Raw genomic sequence first — 26631 nt, forward strand, 5'->3', positions numbered from 1 at the left:
TGACACGGATCACGGCCGGTCCGTCTGATCAGACCTTCCAGGACCTGATCTGGTCGGCCACCACGTAGACGCTGAGACGGCTCTCGCGGATCTTTCGGACGAGATCGGACAGCGCGCCGTAGGGCGGATCGATGCCCTCGCCGGACTGGTCCAACTTCTGGCGCTCCATTTCACGGACTCCGAGATCGTGCAGGTACTGCTTGAGGCTCTTGCCCTCGGCCGCGCGGACACCCTTGAGCTCCTCATCGGTGAAGGTCACGTTCAGAGACGGCATGCACCCACGGTGCCAACTAGGTACCTACAGGGGGAGTGCTTCCCTCCGGGCGGGGGCGATGGGCCCGGACGTCCACGGGGCGGCCGTCGGGATCACGCGCTGTCATCGTCCACTGCGTGGGTAGCGTCTCGATCTGTCCGACCGGCCGGCCGGCGGCCAGAATCCGCTCGCGCACCGCACACAGTTGCTCGTGGGTCCCCACGCGCAGTCCCCAGCCCGCGTTGCCCAGTGGGTCGAGGTCGGTGGCGGGGGCGGCAGTGGTTTCGACGACCATCAGGTGGTCGTCGCCGCCGACGTCGATGACTGCGATCCGAGGGTCGGAAGGGGATGCGGCGCGCTCGAAGGCGACCGTCGCTCCGAGCAGCTCCGTGTAGTACGCCACGAGGCGGTCGAGATCGGTCGTGGACAGGGTCAGATGGTTGATTCCGAGGAGATCAGGCATGGTCGGCCAACCATAGTGCGGCGGCTGTACGGGCCGCTGCGGTCAGCCGGGCCTCAGAGCGCGGCGCAGGCCTCGCCGATCGCCTGGTCCAGCATCGTGAGGCCGATCGACAGCTCGTCCTCGGTGGCCGTCAGCGGCGGAGCCATGCGCAACACACCGCCCATGCCTGCGAGTTGGACGATGTTCATGTGCAGCCCGAGTTCGAGGCAGCGCCGGGTGACCTGTGCCCCCAGCTCGTTCGAGTGCTGCTTCGTCTCACGGTCGGCGACGAGTTCAAGACCGGCGAGCAGACCCCGGCCGCGGATGTCCCCGACGACCGCGTGCCGCTCGGCGATGTCCGCCAGGCCCTGGTGGAGGAACGAGCCGAGCGACCGCGCGCGCTCGTCGAGCTTGTCGTCGATCAGGACGTCGAGGACGGTGTTGCCGACCGCGGCCACCAGCGGGTCGGCGACGTGCGTGGTGAAGAACAGGAACCCGCGCTCGTACGCCTCCTGCTCGATCTCGGCGCTGGTGACCACGGCCGCCAGGGGCAGTCCCGCGCCCAGGGTCTTGGAGAGCGTGAGGATGTCGGGCACGATGCCGTCGCGCTCGAACGCGTACCAGGTCCCGGTGCGGCACAGGCCGGTCTGCGCCTCGTCGAGGATCAACAGCATGCCCCGCTCACGGCACTTGGCCTGCAGAGCGGCGAAGTATCCGGCCGGCGGCTCGATGATCCCGCCGGAGCTGAGGATCGGTTCGACGAGGCATGCGGCCAGGCTGCCGGTCGACTGGGCGTCGATCAGGTCGAAGGCGAAGTCCAGCTGACGGCGCCAGTCGAGCGAGCCGTCGGCCGTGGTGAAGTCCGGCCGGTACGCATTGGGCACGGGGATGGCGAAGTTGCCGGGTGCGCCCGGCCCGTACCCCTTGCGCCCCGCGCTGTAGGTGGCGGACGCGGCGGCCTGCGTCATGCCGTGCCAGGAGCGCGCGAAGGAGACGATCTCGTGCTTGCCGGTGACGAGCTTGGCCATCCGGATGGCGGCCTCGTTGGACTCGGCGCCGGTCGTCAGGAGCAGCGCCTTCTCCAGCGGCGCGGGCAGCGTGTCGGCGAGGCGCCGGGCCAGGTCGACCACGGGGCGGCTGAGCATGCCGCTGAAGAGGTGGTCGAGGGACGCGACCTGCCGCTGGACGGTCGCGACGATCTCCGGGTGCGAGTGGCCCAGGATCGCGCTCATCTGGCCGGAGGTGAAGTCGAGGATCTTCCGGCCGTCCGCGGTGAACACGAAGCTTCCGGCGGCACGTTCGATGATCTCGTGGGTGAACTCGCCGCCGTAGCGCACGAGATGACGGTCGGCATCGGCCCAGAAGGTGTCGGTGGACGCGGGAGCGGTCGTCGAAGCGGTCATGCAGCCGACGGTAGGCGGCGGTCGAGCGACACGTCCATCTCACGATTCCGGCTTTCCTGTTCGGGAAAACCGCACAAGAATGGGGGCGTGATGAACCCCTGGAGGCTGCGGCTCCTGAGCCAGCTCGACACGCTGGGCACCGTCCGTGCGGTCGCCCAGGCCGCCAACCTGAGCCCGTCGAGCGTGTCCCAGCAGCTCGCCGTGCTCGAGACCGAGACGCGTACGCAGCTCTTGGAGCGCACGGGACGGCGGGTGCGGCTGACCCCGGCCGGACTGATCCTCGCGCGCCGGGCGCGGGCGATCCTCGACCACATGAACAGCGTGGAGGCGGAGCTGCGCGGGTTCGGCGAGGAACCGGCCGGTCTTGTGCGCCTGGGGGCGTTCCAGAGTGCGATCCACACCATGGCCGTGCCGGCGGTGAGCCGCCTCGCGCGCGAGCATCCGCACCTCGACGTGGAGCTCCTCGAGCTGGAGCCGCACGCGAGCATGCCGGCACTGCAGGGCGGCGACGCGGACATCATCATCACGACCACGGACTTCGACGAGTTGCCGCTTGGCCCGGACATCGACATCGTGCGGCTGGCCACGGACCCGGTCCTGCTGGTGGTCCCGCCGGGGCACCCCGCGGCCGGGCGAGGCGCCCTGGACCTCGCCGCCTACGCGGACGAGCCGTGGGCCTTCGACATCCCGCAGTCCTACATGGCCAACCTCGCGCTGCGTCTGTGCCGGCAATCGGGTTTCGAGCCGCGGGTGGTCTGCCGCTTCAGCAACTACATGATGACCTTGCAGCACGTCGAGGCCGGCCTTTCGATCGCGCTGCTGCCCGGCCTGGCGGTCGACGGCCGCTATCGCGTGGCCACCAGGGAACTCGCCACTCCGGTGACCCGCACGATCACGGCGGCGATCCGCCGCGGCTCACCGCCGCGCGCTGCGGTCCGCGCCGTTCTGGAGGCCCTGCGCCACCATCCGGAACTGCCGCTGCCGGGCGGGGAGTGACTACCCGAAGATGTCGGAGCTCCGCCGGTAGATCGCGTCGGTGTGGCCTCGTACGTCCCGGTAGACGTTCTCCAGCCGCCGGTAGAGCTGGTGGTGGGCCTGGCTCGGCAGGAAGATCTCGCCGGGGCGGACCATGGCGGCCACCGCTTCGTCGAAGTCCGCGTACGCGCCAAGACCCACTGCCGCGCAGATCGCGGAGCCGAGCCCGGCCGTGCTCGACGCCTCGGCGCGGCGGGCGGGGATGCCGTGGACGTCGGCGTGGATCTGCATCATCAGGTCGGAGCGTGCGCCGCCGCCGGAGACGATGACCTCGCGGTACTCGGTGCCGAGTTCACCGGCCATCCGGGCGCCGGTGTCATGGATGGTCATGGTCATGGCCAGGGCCTCGAGGATCGAGCGGTAGATGTGGAAGCGGCCCTGGCGGCCGTCGAAGCCGAGGATGGAGCCTTTGCGGAAGGGGGCATCGCCGGGGGCGAGCCAGTCCAGGACCGTCATCAGGCCGTCGGAGCCCGGAGGGACCTTCGCCGCCTCGGAGTTGAGGTACTCCTCGACGGAGAGCCCCGCCGTACGCGCGTGCGCGGCGGCTTCCTCACCGAGCAGATCGCGGTACCAGCTGACCGTCCACATGCCGCGCCGTACGCCGTGCGATTCATAGAGGTAGGAGTGCGGTTCGGAGGCGTAGTTCGTCCAGAAGTCGCTCGCGTTCCGGACATTGCGCGGTCCTGTCGTCATGCCCGCGACGTACGTGCCCAGGGAGACGAGGAGTATGTCCGGGGTGCGCAGGCCGCAGCCCAGGGCCTCGACCGCCTTGTCGTTGGCGGTGGCGACGACGGGGATGCCGGCCGGGATGCCGGTGTGGGCCGCGGCGGCATCGGTGACCGTGCCGAGCGTGTCGCCGGGCCGCACCAGCTCGACGAGCATGTCGCGGGGGATGCCGTACTTGGCGAGCTCCGCGTCGTCGTCCGTCCACTGCCAGGTGTCGGAGTCCAGGGGCCACATGCCTGCGTAGTTGGCCGCCGTGTCACGGAAGGCGCCGGTCATGCGGTGGCTGATGTAGCCGGAGGAGGTGGTGACGTAGGCAGCCTCGGGGTTCGTCCGCGTGTAGGGCATCGAGACCCGCTCGTCCATCCAGCTCATGACCGGCTGGGCGAGGGTGCCGTCCCGCTTGAGGATCGCGCGGCAGAACCGGATCGTGCACAGGCCCACGCCCGCGATGTCCGCCACGTCCCCGCCGAAGGCCGCCATGGCCGCGCGGCTCGCTTCGCCGATCGACGTCCACAGGTCGTCGTCCGGGTGCTCCACGACGCCGGGCCGGGGGGTGTCGTAGGGGCGCAGGGCGGCACGGCCCTCGCTGACGGCACGGCCGTGGGCGTCGAAGACGGTCACCTTGGACGACTGGGAGCCGTTGTCGATGCCGATGAAGTAGCGGGGACGGGTGCTGGTCATGCCCACTCCGGTCAGGTCGTACGCGGAAAAGGAGAGCGAGGAGGAGAAGGGGCGCGGCCCGGTCGCCGGGAGAGGGCCGACCGGGGCCGCGGACAAGGGACTTCAGGCGTCCATCGGGAAGATGGTGCCCTTGTTCATGATCCCGTTCGGGTCGAAGGTCTCCTTGAGCTTGGCGAGGATCGCGTACGCGCTGCCGTGCTCCTGCGTGGTCCACGGCGCGCGGTACTTGCCGATGCCATGGTGGTGGACGATCGAGCCGCCGACCTTGAGGGCCTCCTCGACGATGATCGCGTTGAGCGGGATGTGGTACTTGCCGATCTCTTCGCGCGGCTCGCAGTTGATCTTGTAGTCGTAGACGAAGTAGAGGTTCGTGCCCGTCTGGTAGCTGTGCGAGGAGTGGGCGCCCAGCATCACCAGGTCGTCGGCCGCCGGGAACTCCGTGCGGATGCGGTGCATGACGTTGTCGTACAGCTCGACGGTGCGCGACCAGTCGACCGACACCTCGGTGGTGTAACCGAGTTCGGCCTGCTCGAGCATGACCCGCTGCTCGGCCTCGATCTTGTCGACGCCCCAGTTGAGGTTGTCGAACCAGGCCTCGATGAGGGACGGGTCGACCTTCTCGTGCGCGTACTGGCCGATGACGCGCTCGATCTCCTCGCTCGTGGCGCGCACGATGCCCTTGGGGCCTTCGGCGACGAAGACGACGACGACCTTGCCGTCGTAGAAGTGCGAGAAGTGCTGGCGTGCGTCCTCCGGCGAGTACACCCGTACGACCGACGGCTTGAACCCGTTCGTCACGACCTCGCGGATGACCTTGACGCCGGTCGCGATGTCGTCGACGAGGAAGCCGTGGAACTCGTTGTTCTCCGGCTGGTACTTGAAGATCTTGACGGTGACCTCGGTGATGTAACACAGCGCGCCCTCGTTGCCGATGACGATGTGCCGGATGTCCGGGCCGGCCGAGCGGCGCGGCACGTTCTTGATGCGGGTGACGGTGCCGTCGGGGAAGACCGCCTCCAGGCCGACGACCATGTCTTCGATCGCCCCGTACAGGGTGGAGAACTGGCCGATGGAGCGGGTGGAGACCAGACCGCCGTACTGGGCCAGGGGCTTGGACTGCGGGGAGTGGCCGGTGGTCAGGCCCTGCTCGCGCAGCGTGTCCTCAAGGAGCTGCAGCGGGACGCCGCACTGGACGGTGACCTGCATGTTCTCGGGGTCGATCTTGATGATCTCGGCGAGGCCCGAGCCGTCGAGCACGAGGGTGTCCTCGACCGCGGTCTCCAGGCCGCCCTCGGTGCCGGTGCGGCCGGTGCGGGCGACGACGTTGATCCTGTTGTCGTTGGCGAAGGCGAGGACCTTGGCGATGTCCTCCGTGGAGCGTGCGTTGACGATGGCCGCCGGGATCGGGCCGTCGAAGATGCCGTGCACGGACTGGTACTTCTTGAACCGGTCGACGCTCGCGAGCTTGAGCTGCTCCTCGTCCGTGACGATCTGCTCGGCGGCGAGCAGATCGGTGAGGCGGGCGACGATGTCCTCACGGGTGAGCTTGGAGAGCGACTGGGCCATGGTGATCTACCTCGTTCGGTGCGGTGTGAGGGGTGTGCTGCAGGTGTCTGGGGGAGGGGCGGGCGGAGTCGTGGGGCTCAGCGGACCAAGTAGCCCCCGTCGACGGGGAGTACGTGGCCGTTGACGTAGTTCGACGCGCGGGAGGCCAGGAAGACCGTGGTCCCCATCAGGTCGGCGACGTCGCCCCAGCGGCCGGCCGGGATGTGGTCCAGGACGCGCTGGTTGGTCTCGGGGTCCGCACGCGTCGCCTCGGTGATCTTCGTGGCGAAGTAGCCGGGCGCGATCGCGTTGACCTGGATGTTGTACTGGGCGACCTCGTCGCAGTAGGCCTTGGTGAAGCCGGCGATGCCGTGCTTGGTGGCGGCGTAGGCCGGGGAGAACTGGCCGCCGAGGAACGAGAACATCGACGCGATGTTGATGATCTTGCCGGAGCGCTGCGGGATCATGAACCGGATCGCCTCGTGACTCAGCTCGAACGGCGCCGTCAGGTTCACGCTGATCATCGGGTCCCACTCGGCCCGCCCGAACTTCTCCACCTCGGCCAGATTGCAGATGCCCGCCGAGTTCACCACGATGTCGACCGACCCGAAGGCGTCCGCGCACCCCTCGACGATCTGCCGCGGCACACCGGGCTCGGTCAGGTCGGCCTCGAGGAACTCCATGCGGCGTCCCTCGGCCTCGATGACCTTGCGCGTCGTGCCGTCGTCGTCGGCGACGGACGGCACGAACACATTCGCCCCCGCTTTGGCCAGGGCCAGCGAAAAGGCCTGACCGAGGCCTGTGTTGCCGCCGGTGACGATGGCGTTCTTGCCGTCGAGGGAGAAGAAGTCGCGGTCAAACTCGGTGATGTCCATGGGAGTTCGCTCTTTCGTGGTGCGCTGCGGGCAAGGGGTCCAGGTCGGCGGTTCAGGCGGTCACGGACACCGCCTCCGGAGCGCTCGGCGCGGTGCGCGCGGACAGGTCGCGGCCCCGGACGCGGGTGGTGAGGGTGGTGAGCCCCAGGCCGAGCAGCGCCATGGCCAGGAGGAACACGAAGAGGGTGGTGTATCCGCCGCCGTGCTCGGGCACGGCGGGCGTGGCGGCCGGGTCGCCGATCCACCAGGCGCACACGGTGGGCAGGAAGGCGTCGGGCAGATAGGCGAGCCCCGAGGCGAGGCCGATGACGCCGCCGCGCTCGTTCTCCGGGATCTCGACCTCGCCGACCTGCGCCCAGTAGACGCCTCGGCTGGCGAACACGGCCAGGCACAGCGCGAACATCAGGGCAAGCGCCACCCACTTGAAGGTGCCGTCGCGCGGCAGGACGAGGAAGATCAGGGCGATCGCGGCGCACCCCGCGAACATCCAGCGCAGAAAGCGGGGCGTGGACCGGGTGACCTTGTCCACGACGACTCCACCGGCGGGACCGGCGACGAACTGGAAGACGTAGGTGCGGACGACGCCGATGACGCCGATGAGCGCGGCGGCCATCCCGTACTGGTGCTCCAGGAGCGGCGAGAAGTAGCCGAGCGTGGTGTAGAAGCAGTACATCAGCATGACCGTGCCGCCGATCAGCCACGTGTACTTGTTGCGCGCGGCGCGCCACAGCTGGTGCAGGGTGATGGTGCTCGAACCGAGGTCGGCGAGGCGCCGCTCGTCGCCCTTGACGAACAGCCACACGAGTACGGCGTAGACGAAGCACAGGACGCCATAGATGCGGATCAGCCACAGCACGCCCGCCGCCTCGGCGACGCTCGCCGCGACGACGGCCGTCCCCACGAAGCCGACGATCGTCGACGTGACACCCCGCACACCCTCCAGGAAACCGAACAGGCGGCCCTGCTCGGAGGAATCGCCCAGCATTCCGATGGCTTTCACCAGAGCGGCCCAGTAGAGGCCCATTCCCATGACGGCCATGAGGACGTGCGCGGCGAGAATTCCCCAGTATCCCGGGACGGTCCCGAGGTACAGGTCGGCCACACCGGTGCCGATGAGCGCGGTCACGACGAGGGACTTGGGCCGGAACTTGTCGGCGAACCATCCGCCGAAGAAGTACATCACCATGGCGACGACGCCGAAGATGGAGATGATGTTGGCGTAGTCCTGTGCCGAGAGATCGAGGGCCCGTGCCGTGGGTCCCAGGAACACAAACCGTATGTACGCGACCTGATAGATGATTCCGCAGGTCATCGACAGGATCAGAAAGCTGACCCATCTCTGGGACTTGGTCACGGCGCTCACCACCTCTTTGTGGAAATGCAGGGCAGGAAGGAACGGGCGGGTGTGCCCGCAAAAGGGCACAAAAAAAGAACAGCAACTCTCCCGGTGTCGGGTGGAGTTACTGTTCTCTGGTCTCTAGTAACTGCCCCGGAACAGAGGTTCGTTGAACCCTTGCTCCGGAAGCCGATATGCGATTGTGGTGCAGTCTGTGGCGGCCCTTCCGCGGACCGCTCCGCAAAAGTAAATCGAGGGTGTCGGCAGTGTCAACCCCCGATTTCACATCGCCCAGACCTCATGGTTCGACGAGGCGATCGCGCTCGCTCCCGCCTTCAGCGCGGCGAACACGTCGTCCCGGTCGCAGACCAGGCCACCCGCGATGAGGGGCACGTCGATGTCCGCGACGACCCAGGAGATGACCCGCGGCATGCAGCCCGGCAGGATCTCCACGCAGTCGGCCTTCGACATGCGCACCTGCGGGGCGAGGTTGCGGTACGACATCGAGTCGATGAGGAAGAAGCGGTGCACCGTGTGGAGCCCGAGCTCACGGGCCGCCCGCAGCATGAACGCCTTGGAGCTGAGGATCCCGTCGGCGGCCGTCTGCTCCTTGACGTAGCGCACGACGATCTCCTTGGCGGCGAAGCCTTCGAGCAGGTCCACGTTGACGAGCACGACCCGGCCGTCGTCCTTGAGCCGCCGCACGATCGACGGCAGATCCAGGACGGTGCCGTAGAGCAGGAAGACGATGCGGCAGTCGGAGCGCAGCACCGCGTCGAGATCGTCCTCGTCCTTGACGCTGGCGACGACCGGGTACTCCTCCAGGAGCGACGAGAGTGGTGTGGTCAGCAAAGTGGTCTCCTGGAGTGTGGCGCGGCGACAAGCACCCTCAGGGTACGGGCGTGCCCCGGACCTGCGGCGCGGGCGTCCCAACCGCCCGCCTGCCGTTCCGCTCGCCTGCTGCACGCGAGCCCGCGCAGACCCCGGATTGTCAGTGGTGGCTGGGAGTGTGGGAGGTATGGACAGGGATGAGGAGTTGCTGCGCGGCCGGGTCTACGGCCAGGACCACGACGACCCCCGGCAGGGCCCGCAGCCGGGGCGGGACTACGCCGAGCTGGTCGGCGGCCCGCTGGACGGCCTGTTGCTCGACATCACCGGCTGGACGAAGGGCGAGATGGACACGGGCGTCGCCCTGCCCACGGAGCTGGGACACTTCGGCGCCGGCGGGCGGGCGATGTACGACCCGCGCCCCGGCGACCCGCGCCCCGGCGGCCGACGCCGCTGGGACTGGTCCGGGGACAGGCCGTGATGGCGAGCCTCCTTCGTGGTGTGCATGTCCATCGGGGGACGGGCGTTGCCGCACTCCTTGTACGGCGACTCCCCGTTCGTCGCGAACAAGGCGCTGTTCCCGTCCGAGGTGGTCCGGACGGTCACCGGCGAGTCGCTCCCGGACGGGGTCGCCCTTTTGGGGCGGATCGGCGGCGCCGCGCGCCCAGGTTGCGCTGGGACTGATGGCGATGGCGAGTCTGGCGTACGACCACCACGTGTTCCCCGTCGCGCTGCCGCAGCCGGACCTGCCCACGTATCTGCTCAACCGGCAGCGCATCGAGGAGCTACCGGGCTGAGCCCCCGGTGATGGCGTCGCGCTCCGGCGGACCCGGGCAGGCTCCGGTTCCGGGGCACTGAAACCGTTGTGAAACCACGCTGAATGCGCCCTGCCGCACCCTCTGCGGCATGACGACAACGACATCGCCCGCCCTGGCCATCGCGGCCACGGGGCTGCGCAAGGCCTACGGGGACAAGACGGTCCTCGACGGCATCGACCTGGCGGCGCAGGCCGGTACCGTCTTCTCCCTTCTTGGTCCGAACGGCGCGGGCAAGACCACCGCCGTCAAGATCCTCTCGACCCTCATCTCCGCCGACGCGGGGGAGCTGCGCGTCGGCGGCCACGATCTGGCCGCCGACCCGCAGGCGGTGCGTGCCGCGATCGGTGTCACCGGGCAGTTCTCCGCGGTCGACGGCCTGATCACCGGAGAGGAGAACATGCTCCTCATGGCGGACCTGCACCACATCTCCCGCCGTGAAGGCCGCCGGGTGGCAGCGGAGTTGCTGGAGCGCTTCGATCTGGCCGACGCAGCGAAGAAGCCCGCCCAGAGCTACTCGGGCGGCATGAGGCGCCGCCTCGACCTCGCCATGACGCTGGTCGGCGACCCGCGGATCATCTTCCTCGACGAGCCGACCACCGGACTCGACCCACGCAGCCGCCACAACATGTGGGGCATCATCCGTGAGCTGGTCTCCGGCGGTGTGACCGTCTTCCTCACCACCCAGTACCTGGAGGAGGCAGACGAGCTCGCCGACCGCATCGCGGTCCTGAGCGACGGAAAGATCGCCGCCGAGGGGAGCGCCGACGAGTTGAAGCGGCTCATCCCCGGCGGGCATGTCCGCCTCCGCTTCACCGCCCCGGCCGCCTATCAGAGCGCTGCCCTGGCACTGCGCGACGTCACCGGCAACGACGAGTCCCTGACCCTGCAGATCCCCAGCGACGGCAGTCAGCGCGAACTGCGCTCCATCCTCGACTGGCTGGACTCCGCCGGCATCGAGGCGGACGCACTCACCGTGCACACCCCCGACCTCGACGACGTCTTCTTCGCCCTGACCGGCGGCACCGCCGTCCCCACCCCGTCCAAGGAGGCCGTCCGATGAGCTCGCTCTCCCTGGCCGCACGCGACTCGTCCACGATGCTGCGCCGCAACCTCCTGCACGCGCGCCGCTACCCGTCCCTCACCCTGAACATCCTCCTGACGCCGATCGTCCTGTTGCTGCTCTTCGTCCATGTCTTCGGCGACGTGATGAGCGCGGGCATCGGTGGCGGCAGCGCCGACCGCTCCGACTACATCGCCTATCTCGTCCCGGGCATCCTGTTGATGACCCTCGGGGCCACCCCGGCCGGGACCGCGGTGTCCGTCTCCATGGACATGACCGAGGGCATCATCGCCCGCTTCCGCACGATGGCCATCCACCGCGGCTCGGTGCTCATCGGGCACGTCGTCGGCAGCGTGCTGCAGGCGATCCTCAGCGTCGTCCTGGTCGGCGCCGTCGCCGTGGCCATCGGCTTCCGGTCCACGGATGCCACGCCCCTGGAGTGGCTGGCCGCCTTCGGGCTGCTCGTCCTTGTCGCGACGGCGTTCACCTGGATCGCGGTCGGGATGGGCATGGCCAGCCCTAACCCGGAGGCCGCCAGCAACAACGCGCTGCCGCTGATGATCCTCCCGCTCATCTCCAGCGCCTTCATCCCTGTCGACTCGATGCCGGGCTGGTTCCGGCCGATCGCCGAGTACCAGCCGTTCACTCCGGCCATCGAGACGCTGCGCGGTCTGCTGTTGGGCAGCGGGATCGGCAACAGCGGGTGGATCACGGTCGGTTGGTGCCTGGGTCTGACCGCGCTCGGCTACCGCTGGTCGACGTCGTTGTTCAACCGCGACCCGAAGTAAGCGCCTGGGCCGCCTCCCACAGCTCGTCCCGCTTCAGGGCGGCGTACTTCGACACCGCGTCGGCGTACGCCGCCCCGTCGGCGTCCTCGGCCGCCCGCCGCGCGCGTCCCTCGGACATCGTCGGCTGGAACTCCCTTGGTACGCCCAGCCGTTCGGCCAGCGCGATCATCCGTACGGCGGATGCGTCCGCGGACGCGAGACCGGCCATGCCGAGAGCGTGCAGCACCGCCCCGAACACGGGGAGCTCCATGGGCGAGCGGGGCGGGCCGTCCAGCAGAGTCCCCAGGAGCTGTCGGAGCCGTTCCACCGGCTCGGCGACGAACCCGAGACGGCCCGCGTGCGCGTGCGCCGTCACCGCCGCCGACTGGATCTGAAGCGACCACGGATCGAGCCAGGGGTCGCCGCTGTGCTGTGATCCGGCCTCGGGCATCCGCTCCATGGCGTCGCGCCACAGGCCGAGGCCGACCTCCGTCAGCCCCCGGGTGAGCGCGATCTCGGCGCGGCTGCCGAGGTCGGGGCTGTAGAAGGTGTCCTCCTGCGCGGTGTGGCCGCCCTCCGTCTGCCGCAGCCAGTACTCGGCCTCGTCGGGGTCGCCGCGCTGCAGGCAGGCGAGGACGAGACCCGAGCGGATGCCGATGTAGTCGTGCTCGTCGCCGAGCAGCGGCAGCGTCTTCAGGGCCGTCCTGAGGTGTCCGTACGCGGTATCGCCCTGCCCCGTCCGCAGGCTCAGCTCGCTCAGCCGGGAGTGGCCCATGAGCTGCAGGAACGGGTTGTCGACCGGCGTAAGCGCGGCGATCATCCGGCGGGCCGAGGCCAGTGCGCCGTCGATGTCGTGCTCGTACTCCCATACGTAGGTGGCGACGCACTCGGCGATGCCGGCGACCAGCGGACTCCTGCTGTCGCAGAGGCGGCGCAGTACGTCGTAGTGGGGAGGCCGCATCTCGGGGACCGCGCTGAGTACGACGGCGGCGGCGCTCGGCAATGTGTCGGGCGGGGCCGGGGGCAGCCGCCGCAGGGTGATGAGGTGGCGTTCGCCATGCGAGCCGTGGTTCATGAACAGGCCCGCCGCGCACAACACTGCTGCGGCGCGGGCGACTTCGATGTACTCGGGAGCCGGGTAGTAGTGCGACAGCGGGGGGCCGGTGTCCGCGGCGAGGGCGGCGAGGCGGGGGTAGTTGGAGTCGGTGGACCACAGAGCGGCGAGGACCGAGGTCAGGGAGGCGATCGTGGGGCCGTCGGTTCGGGCCAAGGCGTACCGCAGGGCCGGCACGAGGTTGTCCTGCTCGGCTCTGATCCGCTCCCGGGCGGCGATGGCGTCTCCTGCTCCGGCGCGAAGCCGCGAACCAGGGGAGGTCGTCGCCCCGAAGAGCACGTCGTGATACGCGACCCCGAACTCCCGTGCCCAGGCCAGGAACCGGCCGATGGCCTCGTCGTCTTCACCGGCCTCCGAGCGGCGGGCCGCACTGAACTCCCGTACGGTCTCCAGCATCCGAAACCGCACGCCGACCGGGGTGTCGGCAACGGTGAGCAGCGACTGACCGACCAATTGCTCGAGCAGGGACAGGGCGTCGGTAGCGGCATCCGTCTTCGTGTCCTCGCCGAGCGCCCGCTCGGCCGCGTCGCCCGAGAAGCCGCCGGGGAAGACGGACAGCGTGCGCAGGGCCGCCCTTGCCTCCGGCGCCAGCAGGTTCCAGCTCCACTCCACGACCGCGTGTAGCGTGCGGTGACGCTCCGGCACGTCCCGTGCCCCGCCGCGCAGGAGCGCGAACCGGTCGCCGAGGCGGCGGGCGATCTCCGGTACCGATAGGACCCGCACCCGCGCCGCGGCCAACTCCACGGCCAGCGGAAGCCCGTCGAGGTGGCGGCACAGCTCGGCCACCGCGTCCGGCGGCAGCTCCACGCCGGACCGGGCGGCCCGCGCCCGCTGCGTGAACAGCTCGACCGAGGTGTCGAGACCGAGCTCCGGCAGCGCGTACACCGCCTCCGACGTGAGGTCGAGCGGCGCCCGGCTGGTGGCGAGCACGCGCAGCTCCCGCGATGAGGAGACCAGCGCCTGTACGAGGTCGGCGGCGCCGCGAATGACCTGCTCGCAGTTGTCGAGCACCAGGAGAGCGGGCCCGGACCCGAGAGCATCGAGGATGCCGGACACCGGGTCGGCGGCGGCGTGACCGCTCACGACGCCGTGCCGCCCCTCGCCCGCGCCGAGTGCAGCGGCCACTTCCGTGGCCACGTCCTCGTCGGCGGTGACGGCGGCGAGCGGCACGAAACGCACCACGCGCTGCGCGGCCCGGCGGCTGACGGCGTGCGCGAGCCGGGTCTTGCCGAGGCCACCGGGTCCGATGACGGTGACGGCGCGCGAGGCGCGCAACAGCCCCGCCACCGCGGCGATGTCCTCGTCCCGGCCGAGGAGCGGGTTCGGCTCATGCGGCACACCGTGCCGTGCCGCGGGTGCCTCGCCCCGCAACAACTCCTGCTGCACGGCCTTGAGCCCGGCGCCCGGGTCCGTGCCGAGCGCCTCGCGCAGCTCGCGGCGGTAGGCCTCGTAGCGGGTGAGTGCGGCAGCAGGCCCCGCGGTCGCCGCCTCGCCGCGCAGCAGTTCCGCGAGGACTTCCTCGTCGCGCCGATGCTCAGCGGCGGCCACGGCCAGCGGGCCGGCCGCCTCCGCATGCCGTCCGAGCCGGGCGAGCGCGAGCGCCTGTGCGCGTACGAGCGCACCGCGGACGGGGGCACGTTCGGCACGCAGCAGGGCCACGGGGTCGTAGCTGTCACCGTCCCCGCCCTGAGTGCCCTCCCACAATCCGAGCCCGGCCTGGGCAGCGGTCAACGCTCCGGCGTGATCCCCGGCCCTGGCCCGCTCCGCGCTCGCGGCGGCGTGCAGCAGGAGGGCCGAGCTGTCGACCTGATCCTCGGTGAAGGCGAGCCGGTATCCGGTCGGAGTGCTCACGATGACATCGGCGCCCAGCCGCGCCCGCGCCCGTGACACGAGAACCTGCAGCGCTTTCCCCGGCCGCTCCGGCAAGGCGTCGGGCCACAGCCCCGCCACAAGCCGCTCGCTGCTGCAGCCTGCACGCACGTCCCCCGCCAGCAACGCGAGCAGCCCGCGGAGCCGGGGCGCGGTGACCTCCTGACCACGACAGGCGACACGCGGCAGCAGGGTCAGATCGGTGGTCACGAGTGCAGGTTAACCAAGGCACCGCCGCTCCGAAGCCGGCTGTCTGGCGATGACCTACGGCTCCCATGAGCAACTCGTCCTTGGATGAAGGCGCGAGAGAACCGCTTGGCGTTCTCCACTCTCGCCCGCGCCGTCATCACCACGCGTCCTACGGCTGATGTCTGCTGCCGTACTCCCCGGGTAATACGAAGCCCTCTGGCTGGTCCGCGTGGAAGGGAGAGCCGGGAGACGGGGGGCGCCCAGCCGCTGAGGCGAGCCGTGCGGATGACGTGCGCGACCTCAAAGGGAAACAGAACAGGGGGCTGCGTCATTTCTGCGTGGTAGCGCTCGATCAGGATAGAAAGATGGCACGTGTCCAGGAGAGGAGACAGCGTGGCGTCGGACGGCGAGGACGGGGACCGCTTGCTGGACGGGTTGTCGGTGGACGAAGCCCGACCGGAACGTCCGGTGCTGCTCGACGGGCAGGGGGAGCCGCTGCAGACCTGGCGGGAGAACTATCCCTACCCCGAGAAGCTGAGGCGCAAGGAGTACGAGCGCAGGAAGCGGATCCTGCAGATCGAGCTCCTGAAGCTGCAGAGATCGGTACGAGAGCAGGGCCAACGCATCGTGGTCGTCTGCGAGGGACGGGACGCCGCGGGCAAGGGCGGCACGATCAAACGCTTCACCGAGCGCCTCAACCCCCGCGGAGCCCGCATCGTGGCGCTGGACAAGCCCACCGAACGGGAGGCGGGCGAGTGGTACTTCCAGCGCTACGTCGCACAACTCCCTGCCGCGGGAGAGATCGTCTTCTTCGACCGCTCCTGGTACAACCGTGCCGGCGTCGAGCCCGTCATGGGCTTCTGCACCCCGCGACAGCACCAGGAATTCCTCGAGCAGGCCCCGCTGTTCGAGAAGATGATCACCGATGACGGCATCGTGCTGGTGAAGTTCTGGTTCTCCGTCTCCAGGGCGGAGCAGCGCACACGTTTCGCGATCCGTCAGGTCGATCCCGTACGCCAGTGGAAGCTCTCGCCCACGGACCTGGCCTCGCTCGACCTGTGGGACGCCTACACGCACGCCAAGGTGGAGATGTTCCGTACCACGGACACCGTCCACGCACCGTGGTCGGTGATCAAGTTCAACGACAAGCGCCGCGGGCGCCTCGAGGCCATCCGGCACCTGCTGCTGCGTGTCGACTATGCGGCCATGGACAAAGACGCGGTGGGCGAGGCGGATCCGCTCATCATCGGCCCGGCCGACACACTCCTTGAAGCGGACGAGGACCCGACGGACCTGTCACCCAGCAGGCTCGCCGAGAATGAACGAGGTCCTGGTCAGCACCCGTGAAGGCCGTTGACCGCGGGGCCCGTTGAGCCGTACAGGCGCATCGCGGACGCGCTGAGCTGTTTGGCGGCGACCCCCGCCGTCAGGCGGCCTGTAAAGTCGACCGCCAAGACAGCGGAGTCACCGGCGCGGACGACTCGGCGGAGGGCACGCGAAGCTTCTTCGACCTGCTGCGGACCCACGTGCAGGCCAAGGAGTTCGACCTCCGCCAGGTCATCGCCGAGGGCGACGACGTGGTCCTGACCGGGTCCGGAACGGGCGGATCACCCGCTACCACCTCTACGAGGACAGCTACGCCGTCGCCAAGGCCTACTTCGGCGACTGACCGCTGCTGTCCGGCCCACCCCCCACCGGAAGGCGAAGCCCGTGCCCGCCCCGAGTCTGCTCGCCGTCTTCGCCCATCCGGACGACGAGTCCCTGTGGGCGGGCGGAGTGCTCGCCCGCCACGCAACTGCCGGAGCCCGCACGGCGGTTGTCACCACGACGTGGGCCACGGCCACGACACGCGCCGCTGAACTGGCCCAGGCGCTGCAGATCCTCGGTGCCGGGCCACCTCGCATGCTCGGCTACGCGGACGCGCGCGTACCGGAGTCGGCGCCGGGCAAGGTGCGGTTCTGTGATGCGCATATCGACGACACGGCCCGCGAACTGGTCGCGCACCTAAGGGAGTTCAAGCCGGAGGTCGTGGTCACGCATGACGCATACGGCGGGCTCACCGGCCACCCGGACCACGTGCACACGCACCGGGTGACCATGCTCGCCCTCCAGGCGGCCGGACTTGAGCGGCTCTACCCGGACGCGGGCGCGCCCTGGCAGCCGAGCGCGCTGTACTCGGCCACGCACCCGCACTCGGCCGTGCGGGCGAGCGGTGGATTTCTGGCCGCAACGGGCAAGGCGCTGCACAGCGTTCCGGACGAGTGGGTCACCGCGACCGTCGATGTCGGGCCCTGGCTGGAGCGGAAGGTCGCCGCGGTGCTGGCTCACCGCACCGAGGTGGAGCGGGGAGCCGCCCCAGGGCTGATCGCCGGCCTCCCCGCTGCCGACCGGGAGCGGTTTCTCTCCACCGAGTGGTACATGCGCCACGACCCCGTCTCCACCGCGGCGGCCTGCACGGAGCTGCTGCCCTGAGCGCACTGAGAAATCGGCACAGTTGATTGGCCGGGTAGGTTGCGCTCGAGGGAAGCCGTTACGAGAGAGGGAGTTCGCCGATGACCGCGATGCACGTGACGGTGTGGGACGAGACCGGTGGCGAGGGCACCCCCGCGGTCTTCTACCACAACATTTTCACGTGGGGCAACGACGAGGCGTACGGGTTCGCCGGCCAGCGGCCGCTCGCCGACCGCTACCGCCTGCTGCTGGCGGACCGCCGCGGCTATGGCGGCAGCCCCGACACCGACCGCAGCGACTTCGACACCGACGCAGACGACCTGGTGGAACTGCTGGCGCGGCAGGACACAGGGGCACACTTGGTCGGCCACGGCAACGGAGGACTGGCGGCCATGCTCGCAGCCGGTCGCCGACCCGACCTCGTACGATCCCTGACGCTGATTCAGCCCTCCGCCTTTTCCGCGGCCACCGGTCACCCGGTGGTCGAGGCCATGCTGGAGCGGGTGCGAGACAGCGAGGGCGTGCCGGATTCGGTGACGCCGGAACAGTATCTGCGTGCCTCCACTGAGGGCCTCGGCATGGCGATGCCCGACCCCACCCCGCAGCGCCTGCGCGCCGTGGCGACGTCGATGCGCGAACGTCCCGTGTGGGAGGCGACGGTGCCCCTGAAACCGCTGCGGGCCGCGCCGTGGCCGACGCTCGTGATCTGCGGGACCTGGCAGGACGCGCCGGAGACGTACCGCAGGTACGCGGGAGAGCCGCTGATCGCCTGCGCCGAATCCGTGGCCGACACCCTCGACGCCCGCCTGCTGCGCGTCCCCGGCTACTACCCGCACACCCAGCGACCCGCCAGTGTCAACGCTGCCTTGCGCGAACTGTGGAGTTCGGTTCCTCAGGTTCACCGGCGGCGATGATCGCTGTTCTCGTCGTGCCTTCGAGATGGTCCACGCGTTCACTTCACACCCGACGGGCCGTCACTGTCTTCCCGGCCGCCGTTCCGGCCGGGAAGACAAGTAGATGACGCGTCGCGGACTGTCGGTCAGTTCGCCGCGGGGCTCGCGAGGTTCGCGAGCAACTGGGCGGCGGGCTTCGGGTGCACGAGCCAGCGCAGGTGGCTGCCTTCGAGGGTCGCGACATCGAAGGGGTTGTCGGGCGTGAGCGCGTTGGCCTCGCGGATCATGCGGTCCTGCGTGGCGAGCGTGATGCTGGCATCGTCGGTCAGGCGTACGTACGTCTTGGGGATGCGGCCCCAAGACGCGGCCTGTGTACGGTCGGCGGACGTGCCGAGATCGAGGTTCTCGTCGGGCTGAAAGGTGTTGAGGAACGTGCGGAACTCATCATCGGTGAGGTCGGCGGCGAAGGCCTGCTTCATCGCGGCGAGCGTCTTTGGCGCGGCGGTCCGGAAGTTGACCCGGAGCAGACCGAGCTCCGCCGGGTTCCCGACCAGCGCCGGAGCGAAGGCGCCCGGGTCCACGGACGCCATCTCCGGTTCGGCGTAGTAGTCGTTGACATCCAGATCGACCGGGCACCAGGCGGCGACGTAGGCGATGCGGTCGATCAGATCGGGCCGGGCATTGCCGACCGCGGTGATCGTGGCGCCGCCCCTGCTGTGACCGACGAGGATGGTCGGGCCGTTCCGCTTCGCTCGCTCCAGGACCTCGATCACGCGGGCGGCATTGTCGGCGAGGGTGACGCCCTTGATCCTGCCCGGTTCCCCGGCGAGCGCTTCGAGATCCTGCGGTGCCTGGTAGGCCGCGGCGTAGGTCGCCTCGAACCCGTGCCCCGGAAGGTCGACCGCGACCGAGCGGTGCCCGAGCAAGGCGAGTTCGGCCTGCAGCGGTGCGAACGTGAACGAGTTCGCGAAGGCGCCATGAATGAGTACGAATGTCGGCTGATTCGGCATCCCCGTAGCCTCCAACGAAACGATCTTCGGAACAAGACTGAATTCGGAACAAGACTGGATGGGGAAAGGAGCGGTGAGTGCCGACGTCCGGTCCCCGATGTGGCCCTGCCGTGTGGAGGGGCGGGTGACGGTCATTAATCTGTGGCCATGAACGACAACACCTGGGACGCCCTGAAGGGGACCCCGATCGCGGAGATACGGCGACGCGCCGCGATCATCGACACCATTGTCGAAGTCTCGCCGGTGACGGTGGAGGGCGCGGAGCGGTTCGCCTGGAACGACAGCGGCGGGCAGTCCGCCGTGTGGTACTTCACGCCGGACGGTCGGGCGCTGTTGCTGACCTTCGATCACGAGTCGGAGCTGAACCTCTACGCCGAAGGTACCTACGCCGCGCAGGAGTCGCTCTATCGCGGGGTCCCGGCGGACCTCGTCCGGCTGGTGCGCAACCGTCCCGAGAACTACGAGTCCTTGAACCTCACGGATCCGGGGACCGGCGAGACGATCCACTACGCGGGCGGCGTGTTCTGGTTCGACGGCAAGCAGTGGCGGATGGCCGAAGGATTCCTGGACCATTGCGACCAGGAGGGTGTGGACCTCATGACCGAGTCCGGGTTCGAGTACTGCCTGGACGACTACTTGCTCGGCCAGGAGTTCACCGCCGAGGCGTTCATCGCGTATCGGGATGCCGACGACTGGTACGACAGTGCCGTGGAGAAGGACGAAGCACTGGCCACCGTCCGGGAGATCTTCACCCGGCACGGATGACGTGAGGCGGGGCGGGCCCGGCATCGACGCATGGGAACCGCGAACAGGCGACGGGCGTGCTTAGCATGGCCGTATGACCGTAGATCTGTTCGCGGGAATCCCTGTCAGCGACTACACCGCGGCCGTGGCCTGGTACGAGCGACTCCTCGGCTCCCCACCGGCGTTCCTGCCCAACGACACCGAGGCGGTGTGGGAACTCGCCGAGCACCGGTACGTATTCATCGAGGTGCGGCCCGAGCATGCCGGGCACGCCCTGCACACCGTCTTCCTCTCGGACTTCGACGCCCGCATCGCCCAGATCGCCGAGCGGGGCCTGACACCGTCCGCGCGCGAGACGTACTCGAACGGCGTCCGCAAGGCCACCTTCCGCGACCCGGACGGCAACGAGATCGGATTCGGCGGCGGCGTGGAGGCCTGAGCGAAGGCCTAGGAGAGTGCACGAGAAGAAGCCGCGTTCTCCCAGGACGATGAACAGGTCCGACGCGCATTGCGGGCAGGCGACCTCGTTGTCCTCGTTCGTGAGCCCCCCGGCCAGGGTCTCGCTCCAGCCTGCCACGCCCTCGAAGGCCAGCACGGCCTCCAGCAGGTAGGCGTACTCCGCGCGGTCCGTCGTGATCCGAAGCTGCGCATGCGCCAGTGCCGTGAGAGTCGCGATGTCGGCGGCGTGCTCCGCGCGGACATCGCCGGCGCCGTTCCACCCGGTAGACCGGACTCAGTACGGACCGCCCCGGAAGTACATGCTGCCGCGCGCTCGGGAACGGTCGCCGCGTTCATGCGCGGCGTCGGACCGGTCGGAGGGTGCCGACAGATCGGCCAGCTCCCGCAGCCTCTCCAGACCGGCCAGGACATCGGAGCGGTTGTCCGATCTCTTCATCCATGAGGGCAGCCGCGCGACCATGGACATCGTCGGCTGCGCCCCGGTGCGCTCGCGCAGCTGGGCACCGACGTAGGCGGACAGTTCGCTGACGTGCCGCACGTTGTAGGCCCACAGGATGTGGCCGGCACAGCGGGCCTGCAGCCACAGGGGCCGCCGGAAGAACGGATCCTCGCTACCGCCCAGTACGGCACCGACAAGGCCGGCCCCTCGCACCTCGGGTTCCCAGTCGGCGACGGCCCCGCAGGCACCGCACGCAAGAGGCCGCGGCTGGAACAGGAGCTCGCTGAAGTAGCGGGGCGCGGGCAGCCCGGGCCGGGGCACCACGACCGCGCGGCCACCGCATGTCGGGCAGACCACCGATATCCGGTCGGCGAACCGCGCCAGCCAAGCCCCGGTGTCGTGGTGGCGTACAGGCTCGGTACCCGGCGCGGAATCCATGGCGGACACTCTCGCAGGTCCGCGATCCTGCGTTCGACCGGTTTCGCTGTTCGACTGGTTTCGCTGTCGCCCGCGGCGAGAAGGCGGCGGAACGTGGACCGTCCTACGCTGGACACCCCGGTTCGCGACCGTATTGATGCAGGCAAGGAGCCGTCATGGCAGTGCGTCACCGGCTGATCAGAAGGCCACCCGCAGCGGTATGGGCCGTGCTGGCCGACGGCTCCCGGTACGGCGACTGGGTGGTCGGCCCTGACTCGTCCCGGGAGGCCGGGAGCGACTGGCCGGAGCTGGGCTCCACCCTCGAGTACGCTGTGCGCCTGGGCCCCTGGACCGGGACCGGCAAGACGACCGTGCGCGACGTCGATCCGCCCCGTCGCATCGAGCTGGAGGCGGAAAGCGGCAGACTCGGCACCGCCCGTATCGCCATCGAGGTACGGCCCTGGGGCCGGCACACCCTGGTCATCGTCGACGAGCACCCTCTGTGCGGACCGGGTGGTGCCCTGCACAACGCCGCACTCGACGCGCTCCTCCAACTACGCCACCGCAGCATGCTCGCCCGGCTCGCCGACACCGTCGAGAACTCTCACTACTCGGCGTCGTGACGCTGAGGGGCGTGCCGTGGCAATGAGTTGAGATGCTCGGCTGAGGTGGCCCCGGGGCACCCGGGCGGGGACGCCTGTCGTCGGGTCAGGGCCACCCTGCGTCGCACCCGGCCGATCTCGGTGGCGACCACAAAGATCTCATCGCCCACCGCGACGACCTCCTCCGGGCTCTCCACGGGCGTCCACGCGAGTCCCGCGGGTGGACCAGACCTTCGATCCCGTCGGCGATCCGTACGAAGGCGCCGAACGGGCTCAGTTGGGTGACCTGTCCGTCCAGCCGCCGGCCCACCGTGGCGCGGTCGGCGAATGCCTGGAACGGGGGCATCAAACGTGATGGGTCATCAATATCCGGTGCACGGAGGCCTGTTGGTGCGTACACCCCCCTCGTGCCCATCGAGCCGTGGGCGATGAATTTCAGCCCTGTTTGGCGGTGTGCATGTCAAGGTGTGGCTGTCCCTTGCTACGTTCGTGCCGCATTGCACAACGCCAGTTGTTTCGCTCCCCTTGGGTGCGAGTTGTGCGCTCAGGGGGGCCATGCCACAGGGGGAACTGATGGCAACACAAGCCACAGCATGGCGACGGGTCTTGACCGTCGCCGCAATCACCGGCCTCGCGGGAGGCGTTCTTGCCACCGCGCCGGCGGGGGCCGCTCCGTCCGACGGGGACAGAGCCCGAGACGGGCTCGTCGAGACGGCACAGACCTATCTCACGGGGGAGAACTCGCTCCGCGTGGAGGGCTCCGCGCCCGATGCGGCCAAGGCCGCGGAGAAGGCGGGCGACCTCGATGTGACCGGCGCGTTCGCCAAGGAGCGTGACGACCGGATGACCGCGCGCGAGCAGCAGAAGCAGCTCGCGGAACGGACCGGTGTGCGCTTCTCGGCCGTTTCGACGCAGGTCGTGCCGCTCGGGAAGGTGCGTACGGGCGCGAAGGGCGCCGACACCGCACGGCTGGGCGTCGAGGAGCGGACCGAATACACCTACGCCCAGGCCGACGTGGAGCCGTACAGCTACCGCGCACGCCACGAGCTGAGCTTCACGAACGTCGACGGCGCATGGCGGCTGTCCGCTCTGGTCACCAAGGACCCGACCGGGATGAACACGCCCAAGAAGCTGTCGGACGAGCAGATGCGCACCGCGGTGAAGACCACGGAGGTCCTCAAGACGGGGCTGCGCAAGACGACGGAGCAACGGAAGGCGGCCAACGCCAAGAGGGAGAGCGGTTCGAAGGGGGACGAGGCGAGCGCGGGGAACGGAACCAAGGAGATCCCCGACGGGCTCAACTACCAGAAGATGGTCGACTGGGCGCTGCGCTATGCCCTCGAGGACCGCGACAAGCTGCCGTACACCCCCGACGATGACGACTGCACCACCTTCGTCTCCTGGGCGCTGCGTACCGGCGGTTGGGGCGAGCAGTCAGGCTTCTACCAGAACGACGACGTCTGGTGGTGGAAGGACTGGTGTGACGGCGAGTGGTACTGCCGCCCGCAGCACAGCTACACCTGGGGAGGAGCGGCCAACTTCCAGCGCTACGCGGTCAATGAGTCCAAGCGCGTGGACCTCCTGAAGAACGTCTGGGACGTGCGGATCGCGGACGTGATGCAGTACGACGTCAAGAATTACGGGGGAGTGGGCGTACCCGACCACACCATGATGGTGACCGCCTTCGACTGGAACGCCGACGGCATGCCGCTGCTGAGCTACCACAGTTCGCCCGGCGGTGAGCAGAAGAACAAGCCGTTGATCGACATCCTCAACTCCGACTCGGCGCAGGGGCAGGCCTTCTGGGCCTACGGAACCTGATCTACGGAACCTGATCTACGGAACCTGGTCCACGGGACCTGACCGGCGCGTGACGGATGTCTGACCGTGCCGCGGTGACCGCCGCTATTCGTAGGCGGCGGTCACCGCGGCACGCAGTTGGTTCACCGTCGCGCTGCCTCCGCACTCCAGATCCACCCGGCCGTCGCCGGTGACCGCGTAGGCGTTCTGCGACGCCACATCGAAGATCCGCTCTCCTTCGGTGCCGCGGCGCTCAGCGGGGCGCAGCATCAGGACGAGGTCCTTGGCGTCGGGGATCACCTCGGGATGCAGCGGGTTGGAGACGGTGAGCGTGCCGGAGGGAGGCGGGTTCCCCGACAGGCTCTCCCGGGCGCTGACCCGGAAGCCGTAGCCCTGGGTCACTCCGTCGTCCACCGGGACCCGCCTGTCGCTCTGCACACTGACCCGCAGCGGGAGATACCCCTCTGTCCGCAGGGTGCGGATGTCCTGCCCCGTTTCGCGCACGCAGTCGGCGGATGCCGCCGGTGACGTCCCCTCGTCGCGGAACCCGTCGAGGGCCACGGGCACGGCCACGGCCACAGAGGTGATCACGGCGGCGGCAGCGGCGACGAAGGCCGTACGGCGCCGGGTCAGACTGCGCCTGGCCCGTTGCGTGAACTCGGCGCCAGGGGCGGCGGGTGGCGGTCCGTCCGGCTCGGCGACCGCGATGAGCAACTGCCGAACCTGTTCGTCCTCAGTCATCGCTACGGCCCCTCTCCTCGGACACGGTGACAAGAAACCCCTGGGTGCGCAGTGCGGCCAGAGCACGCGCCGCCCGGCTCTTCACGGTGCCCGGCGAGCAGCCGAGCACCTCGGCGGTCTCCCGCTCGGACAGCTGGTGGTAGTAGCGCAGGACAAGCACGGCACGCTGCGCCGGCGGCAGTGTCCACAGCACCTCGCGTACGGCGACACGGGTGGCGACCTGCTCCTCATGGCCGGGTTCGGGCACGTCCGGGATCCAGGGCGCCGGGATCTCCCCGGTCCAGCGCCGCCGCCTGTCCTTGATCAGCAGCCGCACCATGGTCGTGCGGGTGTATGCCTCCGCCGCCTCCTCCCTGCCGATGCGGTGCCAGGCCCGGTAGGTGCGCAGCAGCGCCTCCTGGGTGAGGTCCTCCGCGCGGGGAGTGGAGCCGGTCAGCAGGCGTGCGGTGCGGACGAGCGAGTTGTACCTGGCGGCCATGAAGGCGCTGAACGCCGCGTCCCTGCCTGTCCTGCCGCCCCTGCCGGAGTGCATCCTCGCCCCTTCGCTGCTCGTCGTACGACGCGTGGGTTCCCACCCTTTGCAGAGACCCTGGGCCCGCGGAAGGTTCCGTACCCGCGGTGAGACAGGCGCTATCGAGTGCGTGGAGCCGGATTGTTTCTCCAGTGGCGGGGCGAAGGAAGCGTGCATACAACGGGAGACAAGTACACGTGCGGGACGATGCCGTCCCGCTGAAATGGAGAAGTGAAAATGGCCGCTGAGTCATTCTCTGCCGCGGGGGAGACTTCCGGGACCGGCGAACCTCTGGTTTCGACGTCGGTTCACTGGGGCACTGCGCAGCTCGGCGCCCCAGGCCGCGAACAAGCCGGCCCGTCCCCGCAGGCAGTCGACCACGCCACCGACGACGTTCCTCCGGAACGGACCGTGTCCGGCGTCGACGACGGGACCTCGCAGAAGCCGGCGCCCGACCCCGACGAAGGATCCTCGGTACAGAGAGTGCCCGGCCCCGACGACGACGCAGTGGAAGAGCTCATACGCGTCGCCGTGGTGTCCAGGCCCCTGGACGACGTCGTCGACCTCGTCACCCTCCTGGAGCAGTCACCTGACGGCGTCCCGACCGCGGCCTCGGTGCTCCGGCTGGCAGCCGTGGCCCGCTCCGTCGACGACGTCACCCGGCTGGTGGAACTGCTGGGCCCGCCGGCGCGCCCCACCGAGCACATGGACGAGGCGATTCGGCACGCCGCCGAGGAACGCCCCGTCCCCGAGGTGAGCCGACTCGTCCACCTCCTGTCGCGCCCGCCGCACGACCCGCACAGCGGTGCCGAGGCGGTGCACGCCGCCGGTACGACCAGGTCCGTCGAGGATCTGATGCAGCTGATCGGCAGCCTGAAGGAACAGAAGGACGCCGACAACACCGACACCGAACGCGACACTGACACCGCACCCGACGTTGACACCGAAGCCAACGTTGAGGCCGGCTCCGAGGCCAAGCACCCTGCCGCGTCGGTCACGACGCCCGCCGAGGCCGTGCGCCACCCCTCACCCGCCCCGTCCGACGAGGCCACGCACGCGCAGGGCAAGACGCCTCTGGTGTGGTTGCGCCGCGCGGCAGGCGTACTGCTGCTGCTCTGTGCGGCAGCCCATTTCCCGGTCAACTGGTCGGATGCGCCCACCTTCGGTCTGCCCGTCGCGCTCGGCGTCTCGGTAGTCTGCGCCGCCGCGGGTGCGGCACTGTGCCTGAGCGGGTCGCCGATCGTGGCCGTGGCGAGCACCTTGGTGGCCGGTGCGATGACGGTCGCTCACCTCGTGGACGACCGGGTCAACTCCCGTACGCTCGCCTATGTGTTGCGGCCGGACGGGGTGACGGCCCCGCTCCCGGCCCTGTCGGCGGTGGTCGCGACGCTGGCCTCACTGCTGGTCGTGGCGCTCACGATCGCCGGCCTCAGGGCGGCGGCCAACCGGGAGCCCGCCGAGCGTAGTTAGGCTGAGTCACCAAAATGCTCGCGCTGGTCGATGACATCACTGACATCGTCCACCAGCGCGAGCACTGCGCCGGGCCGGTGGCCACGGCTGACGCCGTGCCGGCCCACACGCCATCGAGTATCTGTCTGTGACCCCGCGCTGTGACCCCGCGCT

Annotated in this window: 26 protein-coding genes; 12 read left to right on the forward strand and 14 right to left on the reverse strand. The window is 69.4% G+C overall.

Going from position 1 to position 26631, the window contains the following annotated elements; genetic code table 11:
• Nucleotides 1-28: 28 nt before the first annotated feature.
• Genes AC5P1C_RS24015 through AC5P1C_RS24025 form a run of 3 tightly spaced genes read right to left on the reverse strand, consistent with a single transcriptional unit; the run spans nt 29 to nt 2098 of the window.
• Nucleotides 29-274: a hypothetical protein gene (locus tag AC5P1C_RS24015; RefSeq protein WP_493867979.1), complete on the reverse strand. Its 246-nt coding sequence runs from the start codon at nt 272-274 to the stop codon at nt 29-31.
• Between the two features lie 16 nt (nt 275-290).
• Nucleotides 291-716 carry a VOC family protein gene (locus tag AC5P1C_RS24020; protein ID WP_493867980.1) on the reverse strand — a complete coding sequence of 142 codons (426 nt, stop codon included), beginning with the start codon at nt 714-716 and terminating at the stop codon, nt 291-293.
• Between the two features lie 53 nt (nt 717-769).
• Nucleotides 770-2098 (reverse strand): aspartate aminotransferase family protein, encoded by a 1329-nt coding sequence (locus AC5P1C_RS24025; RefSeq protein WP_493867981.1) that lies wholly within the window; start codon nt 2096-2098, stop codon nt 770-772.
• Between the two features lie 90 nt (nt 2099-2188).
• Between AC5P1C_RS24025 and AC5P1C_RS24030 the strand changes: the two genes are divergently transcribed.
• Nucleotides 2189-3094, forward strand: coding sequence for a LysR family transcriptional regulator (locus tag AC5P1C_RS24030; protein ID WP_493867982.1), 906 nt, complete (start codon nt 2189-2191; stop codon nt 3092-3094).
• On the opposite strand, the gene AC5P1C_RS24035 is transcribed toward AC5P1C_RS24030, so the two are convergent.
• The 5 genes from AC5P1C_RS24035 to AC5P1C_RS24055 form a co-directional block, all read right to left on the reverse strand.
• Nucleotides 3095-4540 (reverse strand): FGGY-family carbohydrate kinase, encoded by a 1446-nt coding sequence (locus AC5P1C_RS24035; protein WP_493867983.1) that lies wholly within the window; start codon nt 4538-4540, stop codon nt 3095-3097.
• A gap of 102 nt (nt 4541-4642) precedes the next feature.
• Complete coding sequence (locus AC5P1C_RS24040; protein ID WP_493867984.1) at nt 4643-6106, reverse strand: FAD-binding oxidoreductase; 1464 nt, start codon at nt 6104-6106, stop codon at nt 4643-4645.
• Between the two features lie 77 nt (nt 6107-6183).
• Nucleotides 6184-6960 carry an SDR family NAD(P)-dependent oxidoreductase gene (locus AC5P1C_RS24045; RefSeq protein ID WP_493867985.1) on the reverse strand — a complete coding sequence of 259 codons (777 nt, stop codon included), beginning with the start codon at nt 6958-6960 and terminating at the stop codon, nt 6184-6186.
• Nucleotides 6961-7012: 52 nt separating this feature from the next.
• Complete coding sequence (locus tag AC5P1C_RS24050; RefSeq protein WP_493867986.1) at nt 7013-8314, reverse strand: MFS transporter; 1302 nt, start codon at nt 8312-8314, stop codon at nt 7013-7015.
• A gap of 264 nt (nt 8315-8578) precedes the next feature.
• Entirely contained in the window at nt 8579-9148 is a 570-nt protein-coding gene (locus tag AC5P1C_RS24055) for a glycerol-3-phosphate responsive antiterminator (RefSeq protein ID WP_493867987.1), read from the reverse strand.
• Between the two features lie 166 nt (nt 9149-9314).
• Between AC5P1C_RS24055 and AC5P1C_RS24060 the strand changes: the two genes are divergently transcribed.
• From AC5P1C_RS24060 to AC5P1C_RS24070, 3 genes are all read left to right on the forward strand, one after another.
• Nucleotides 9315-9605: a hypothetical protein gene (locus AC5P1C_RS24060; protein ID WP_493867988.1), complete on the forward strand. Its 291-nt coding sequence runs from the start codon at nt 9315-9317 to the stop codon at nt 9603-9605.
• A gap of 425 nt (nt 9606-10030) precedes the next feature.
• Nucleotides 10031-11002 (forward strand): ATP-binding cassette domain-containing protein, encoded by a 972-nt coding sequence (locus AC5P1C_RS24065; protein ID WP_493867989.1) that lies wholly within the window; start codon nt 10031-10033, stop codon nt 11000-11002.
• Nucleotides 10999-11790: an ABC transporter permease gene (locus tag AC5P1C_RS24070; protein WP_493867990.1), complete on the forward strand. Its 792-nt coding sequence runs from the start codon at nt 10999-11001 to the stop codon at nt 11788-11790. Before AC5P1C_RS24065 ends, AC5P1C_RS24070 begins: the two co-directional genes overlap by 4 nt.
• Here the strand turns inward: AC5P1C_RS24070 and AC5P1C_RS24075 are convergent.
• Nucleotides 11771-14962 carry an ATP-binding protein gene (locus AC5P1C_RS24075; protein ID WP_493867991.1) on the reverse strand — a complete coding sequence of 1064 codons (3192 nt, stop codon included), beginning with the start codon at nt 14960-14962 and terminating at the stop codon, nt 11771-11773. The two genes, AC5P1C_RS24070 and AC5P1C_RS24075, sit on opposite strands and share 20 nt — an antisense overlap.
• 372 nt (nt 14963-15334) lie before the next feature.
• Between AC5P1C_RS24075 and ppk2 the strand changes: the two genes are divergently transcribed.
• The 3 genes from ppk2 to AC5P1C_RS24090 all read left to right on the forward strand — a co-directional run bounded on the left by ppk2 (nt 15335) and on the right by AC5P1C_RS24090 (nt 18306).
• A complete protein-coding gene (ppk2, locus tag AC5P1C_RS24080; protein WP_493867992.1) occupies nt 15335-16288 on the forward strand; it encodes a polyphosphate kinase 2 in 954 nt (317 codons plus the stop codon).
• Between the two features lie 363 nt (nt 16289-16651).
• Nucleotides 16652-17413: a PIG-L family deacetylase gene (locus AC5P1C_RS24085; protein ID WP_493867993.1), complete on the forward strand. Its 762-nt coding sequence runs from the start codon at nt 16652-16654 to the stop codon at nt 17411-17413.
• Between the two features lie 80 nt (nt 17414-17493).
• A complete protein-coding gene (locus AC5P1C_RS24090; protein ID WP_493867994.1) occupies nt 17494-18306 on the forward strand; it encodes an alpha/beta fold hydrolase in 813 nt (270 codons plus the stop codon).
• 125 nt (nt 18307-18431) lie between these two features.
• Here the strand turns inward: AC5P1C_RS24090 and AC5P1C_RS24095 are convergent, their stop codons facing one another.
• Nucleotides 18432-19295 carry an alpha/beta fold hydrolase gene (locus AC5P1C_RS24095; protein ID WP_493867995.1) on the reverse strand — a complete coding sequence of 288 codons (864 nt, stop codon included), beginning with the start codon at nt 19293-19295 and terminating at the stop codon, nt 18432-18434.
• Nucleotides 19296-19442: 147 nt separating this feature from the next.
• Here AC5P1C_RS24095 and AC5P1C_RS24100 point away from each other — a divergent pair, with 147 nt between their 5' ends.
• Together AC5P1C_RS24100 and AC5P1C_RS24105 are read left to right on the forward strand one after the other, a co-directional pair.
• Nucleotides 19443-20060, forward strand: coding sequence for a hypothetical protein (locus AC5P1C_RS24100; RefSeq protein WP_493867996.1), 618 nt, complete (start codon nt 19443-19445; stop codon nt 20058-20060).
• Nucleotides 20061-20133: 73 nt separating this feature from the next.
• Complete coding sequence (locus AC5P1C_RS24105; RefSeq protein ID WP_493867997.1) at nt 20134-20478, forward strand: VOC family protein; 345 nt, start codon at nt 20134-20136, stop codon at nt 20476-20478.
• 294 nt (nt 20479-20772) lie between these two features.
• On the opposite strand, the gene AC5P1C_RS24110 is transcribed toward AC5P1C_RS24105, so the two are convergent.
• Nucleotides 20773-21375, reverse strand: coding sequence for a hypothetical protein (locus AC5P1C_RS24110; RefSeq protein ID WP_493867998.1), 603 nt, complete (start codon nt 21373-21375; stop codon nt 20773-20775).
• Nucleotides 21376-21530: 155 nt separating this feature from the next.
• Here AC5P1C_RS24110 and AC5P1C_RS24115 point away from each other — a divergent pair, with 155 nt between their 5' ends.
• The gene (locus tag AC5P1C_RS24115) at nt 21531-21977 is read left to right on the forward strand and encodes an SRPBCC family protein (RefSeq protein WP_493867999.1); all 447 of its coding nucleotides are present in this window, start codon (nt 21531-21533) and stop codon (nt 21975-21977) included.
• 85 nt (nt 21978-22062) lie between these two features.
• Here the strand turns inward: AC5P1C_RS24115 and AC5P1C_RS24120 are convergent, their stop codons facing one another.
• On the reverse strand, nt 22063-22371 hold the full coding sequence (locus tag AC5P1C_RS24120; RefSeq protein WP_493868000.1) for a S1 RNA-binding domain-containing protein: 309 nt from the start codon (nt 22369-22371) through the stop codon (nt 22063-22065).
• Between the two features lie 191 nt (nt 22372-22562).
• Here AC5P1C_RS24120 and AC5P1C_RS24125 point away from each other — a divergent pair, with 191 nt between their 5' ends.
• Nucleotides 22563-23777, forward strand: a complete 1215-nt coding sequence (locus tag AC5P1C_RS24125; RefSeq protein WP_493868001.1) for an amidase domain-containing protein — start codon at nt 22563-22565, stop codon at nt 23775-23777.
• 84 nt (nt 23778-23861) lie between these two features.
• On the opposite strand, the gene AC5P1C_RS24130 is transcribed toward AC5P1C_RS24125, so the two are convergent.
• On the reverse strand, nt 23862-24497 hold the full coding sequence (locus AC5P1C_RS24130; RefSeq protein WP_493868002.1) for a hypothetical protein: 636 nt from the start codon (nt 24495-24497) through the stop codon (nt 23862-23864).
• Entirely contained in the window at nt 24490-25029 is a 540-nt protein-coding gene (locus tag AC5P1C_RS24135) for a SigE family RNA polymerase sigma factor (protein WP_493868003.1), read from the reverse strand. The genes AC5P1C_RS24130 and AC5P1C_RS24135 overlap by 8 nt, the downstream gene beginning before the upstream one ends.
• Nucleotides 25030-25419: 390 nt before the next feature.
• Here AC5P1C_RS24135 and AC5P1C_RS24140 point away from each other — a divergent pair, with 390 nt between their 5' ends.
• On the forward strand, nt 25420-26478 hold the full coding sequence (locus tag AC5P1C_RS24140) for a hypothetical protein (RefSeq protein WP_493868004.1): 1059 nt from the start codon (nt 25420-25422) through the stop codon (nt 26476-26478).
• Nucleotides 26479-26631 lie beyond the last annotated feature (153 nt).

The organism is Streptomyces sp. A18 (assembly GCF_059026065.1).

What these genes read in the sequence shown, in the direction of transcription:
- AC5P1C_RS24035 (WP_493867983.1), bottom strand. Translation starts at nt 4,540, where the DNA reads ATGACCAGCACCCGTCCCCGCTACTTCATCGGCATCGACAACGGCTCC.
- AC5P1C_RS24045 (WP_493867985.1), bottom strand. Translation starts at nt 6,960, where the DNA reads ATGGACATCACCGAGTTTGACCGCGACTTCTTCTCCCTCGACGGCAAG.
- AC5P1C_RS24040 (WP_493867984.1), bottom strand. Translation starts at nt 6,106, where the DNA reads ATGGCCCAGTCGCTCTCCAAGCTCACCCGTGAGGACATCGTCGCCCGC.
- AC5P1C_RS24105 (WP_493867997.1), top strand. Translation starts at nt 20,134, where the DNA reads ATGACCGTAGATCTGTTCGCGGGAATCCCTGTCAGCGACTACACCGCG.
- AC5P1C_RS24090 (WP_493867994.1), top strand. Translation starts at nt 17,494, where the DNA reads ATGACCGCGATGCACGTGACGGTGTGGGACGAGACCGGTGGCGAGGGC.
- AC5P1C_RS24030 (WP_493867982.1), top strand. Translation starts at nt 2,189, where the DNA reads ATGAACCCCTGGAGGCTGCGGCTCCTGAGCCAGCTCGACACGCTGGGC.
- AC5P1C_RS24135 (WP_493868003.1), bottom strand. Translation starts at nt 25,029, where the DNA reads ATGCACTCCGGCAGGGGCGGCAGGACAGGCAGGGACGCGGCGTTCAGC.
- AC5P1C_RS24065 (WP_493867989.1), top strand. Translation starts at nt 10,031, where the DNA reads ATGACGACAACGACATCGCCCGCCCTGGCCATCGCGGCCACGGGGCTG.
- AC5P1C_RS24095 (WP_493867995.1), bottom strand. Translation starts at nt 19,295, where the DNA reads ATGCCGAATCAGCCGACATTCGTACTCATTCATGGCGCCTTCGCGAAC.
- AC5P1C_RS24130 (WP_493868002.1), bottom strand. Translation starts at nt 24,497, where the DNA reads ATGACTGAGGACGAACAGGTTCGGCAGTTGCTCATCGCGGTCGCCGAG.
- AC5P1C_RS24100 (WP_493867996.1), top strand. Translation starts at nt 19,443, where the DNA reads ATGAACGACAACACCTGGGACGCCCTGAAGGGGACCCCGATCGCGGAG.
- AC5P1C_RS24025 (WP_493867981.1), bottom strand. Translation starts at nt 2,098, where the DNA reads ATGACCGCTTCGACGACCGCTCCCGCGTCCACCGACACCTTCTGGGCC.
- AC5P1C_RS24060 (WP_493867988.1), top strand. Translation starts at nt 9,315, where the DNA reads ATGGACAGGGATGAGGAGTTGCTGCGCGGCCGGGTCTACGGCCAGGAC.
- AC5P1C_RS24070 (WP_493867990.1), top strand. Translation starts at nt 10,999, where the DNA reads ATGAGCTCGCTCTCCCTGGCCGCACGCGACTCGTCCACGATGCTGCGC.
- AC5P1C_RS24015 (WP_493867979.1), bottom strand. Translation starts at nt 274, where the DNA reads ATGCCGTCTCTGAACGTGACCTTCACCGATGAGGAGCTCAAGGGTGTC.
- AC5P1C_RS24020 (WP_493867980.1), bottom strand. Translation starts at nt 716, where the DNA reads ATGCCTGATCTCCTCGGAATCAACCATCTGACCCTGTCCACGACCGAT.
- AC5P1C_RS24115 (WP_493867999.1), top strand. Translation starts at nt 21,531, where the DNA reads ATGGCAGTGCGTCACCGGCTGATCAGAAGGCCACCCGCAGCGGTATGG.
- AC5P1C_RS24110 (WP_493867998.1), bottom strand. Translation starts at nt 21,375, where the DNA reads ATGGATTCCGCGCCGGGTACCGAGCCTGTACGCCACCACGACACCGGG.
- AC5P1C_RS24120 (WP_493868000.1), bottom strand. Translation starts at nt 22,371, where the DNA reads ATGGGCACGAGGGGGGTGTACGCACCAACAGGCCTCCGTGCACCGGAT.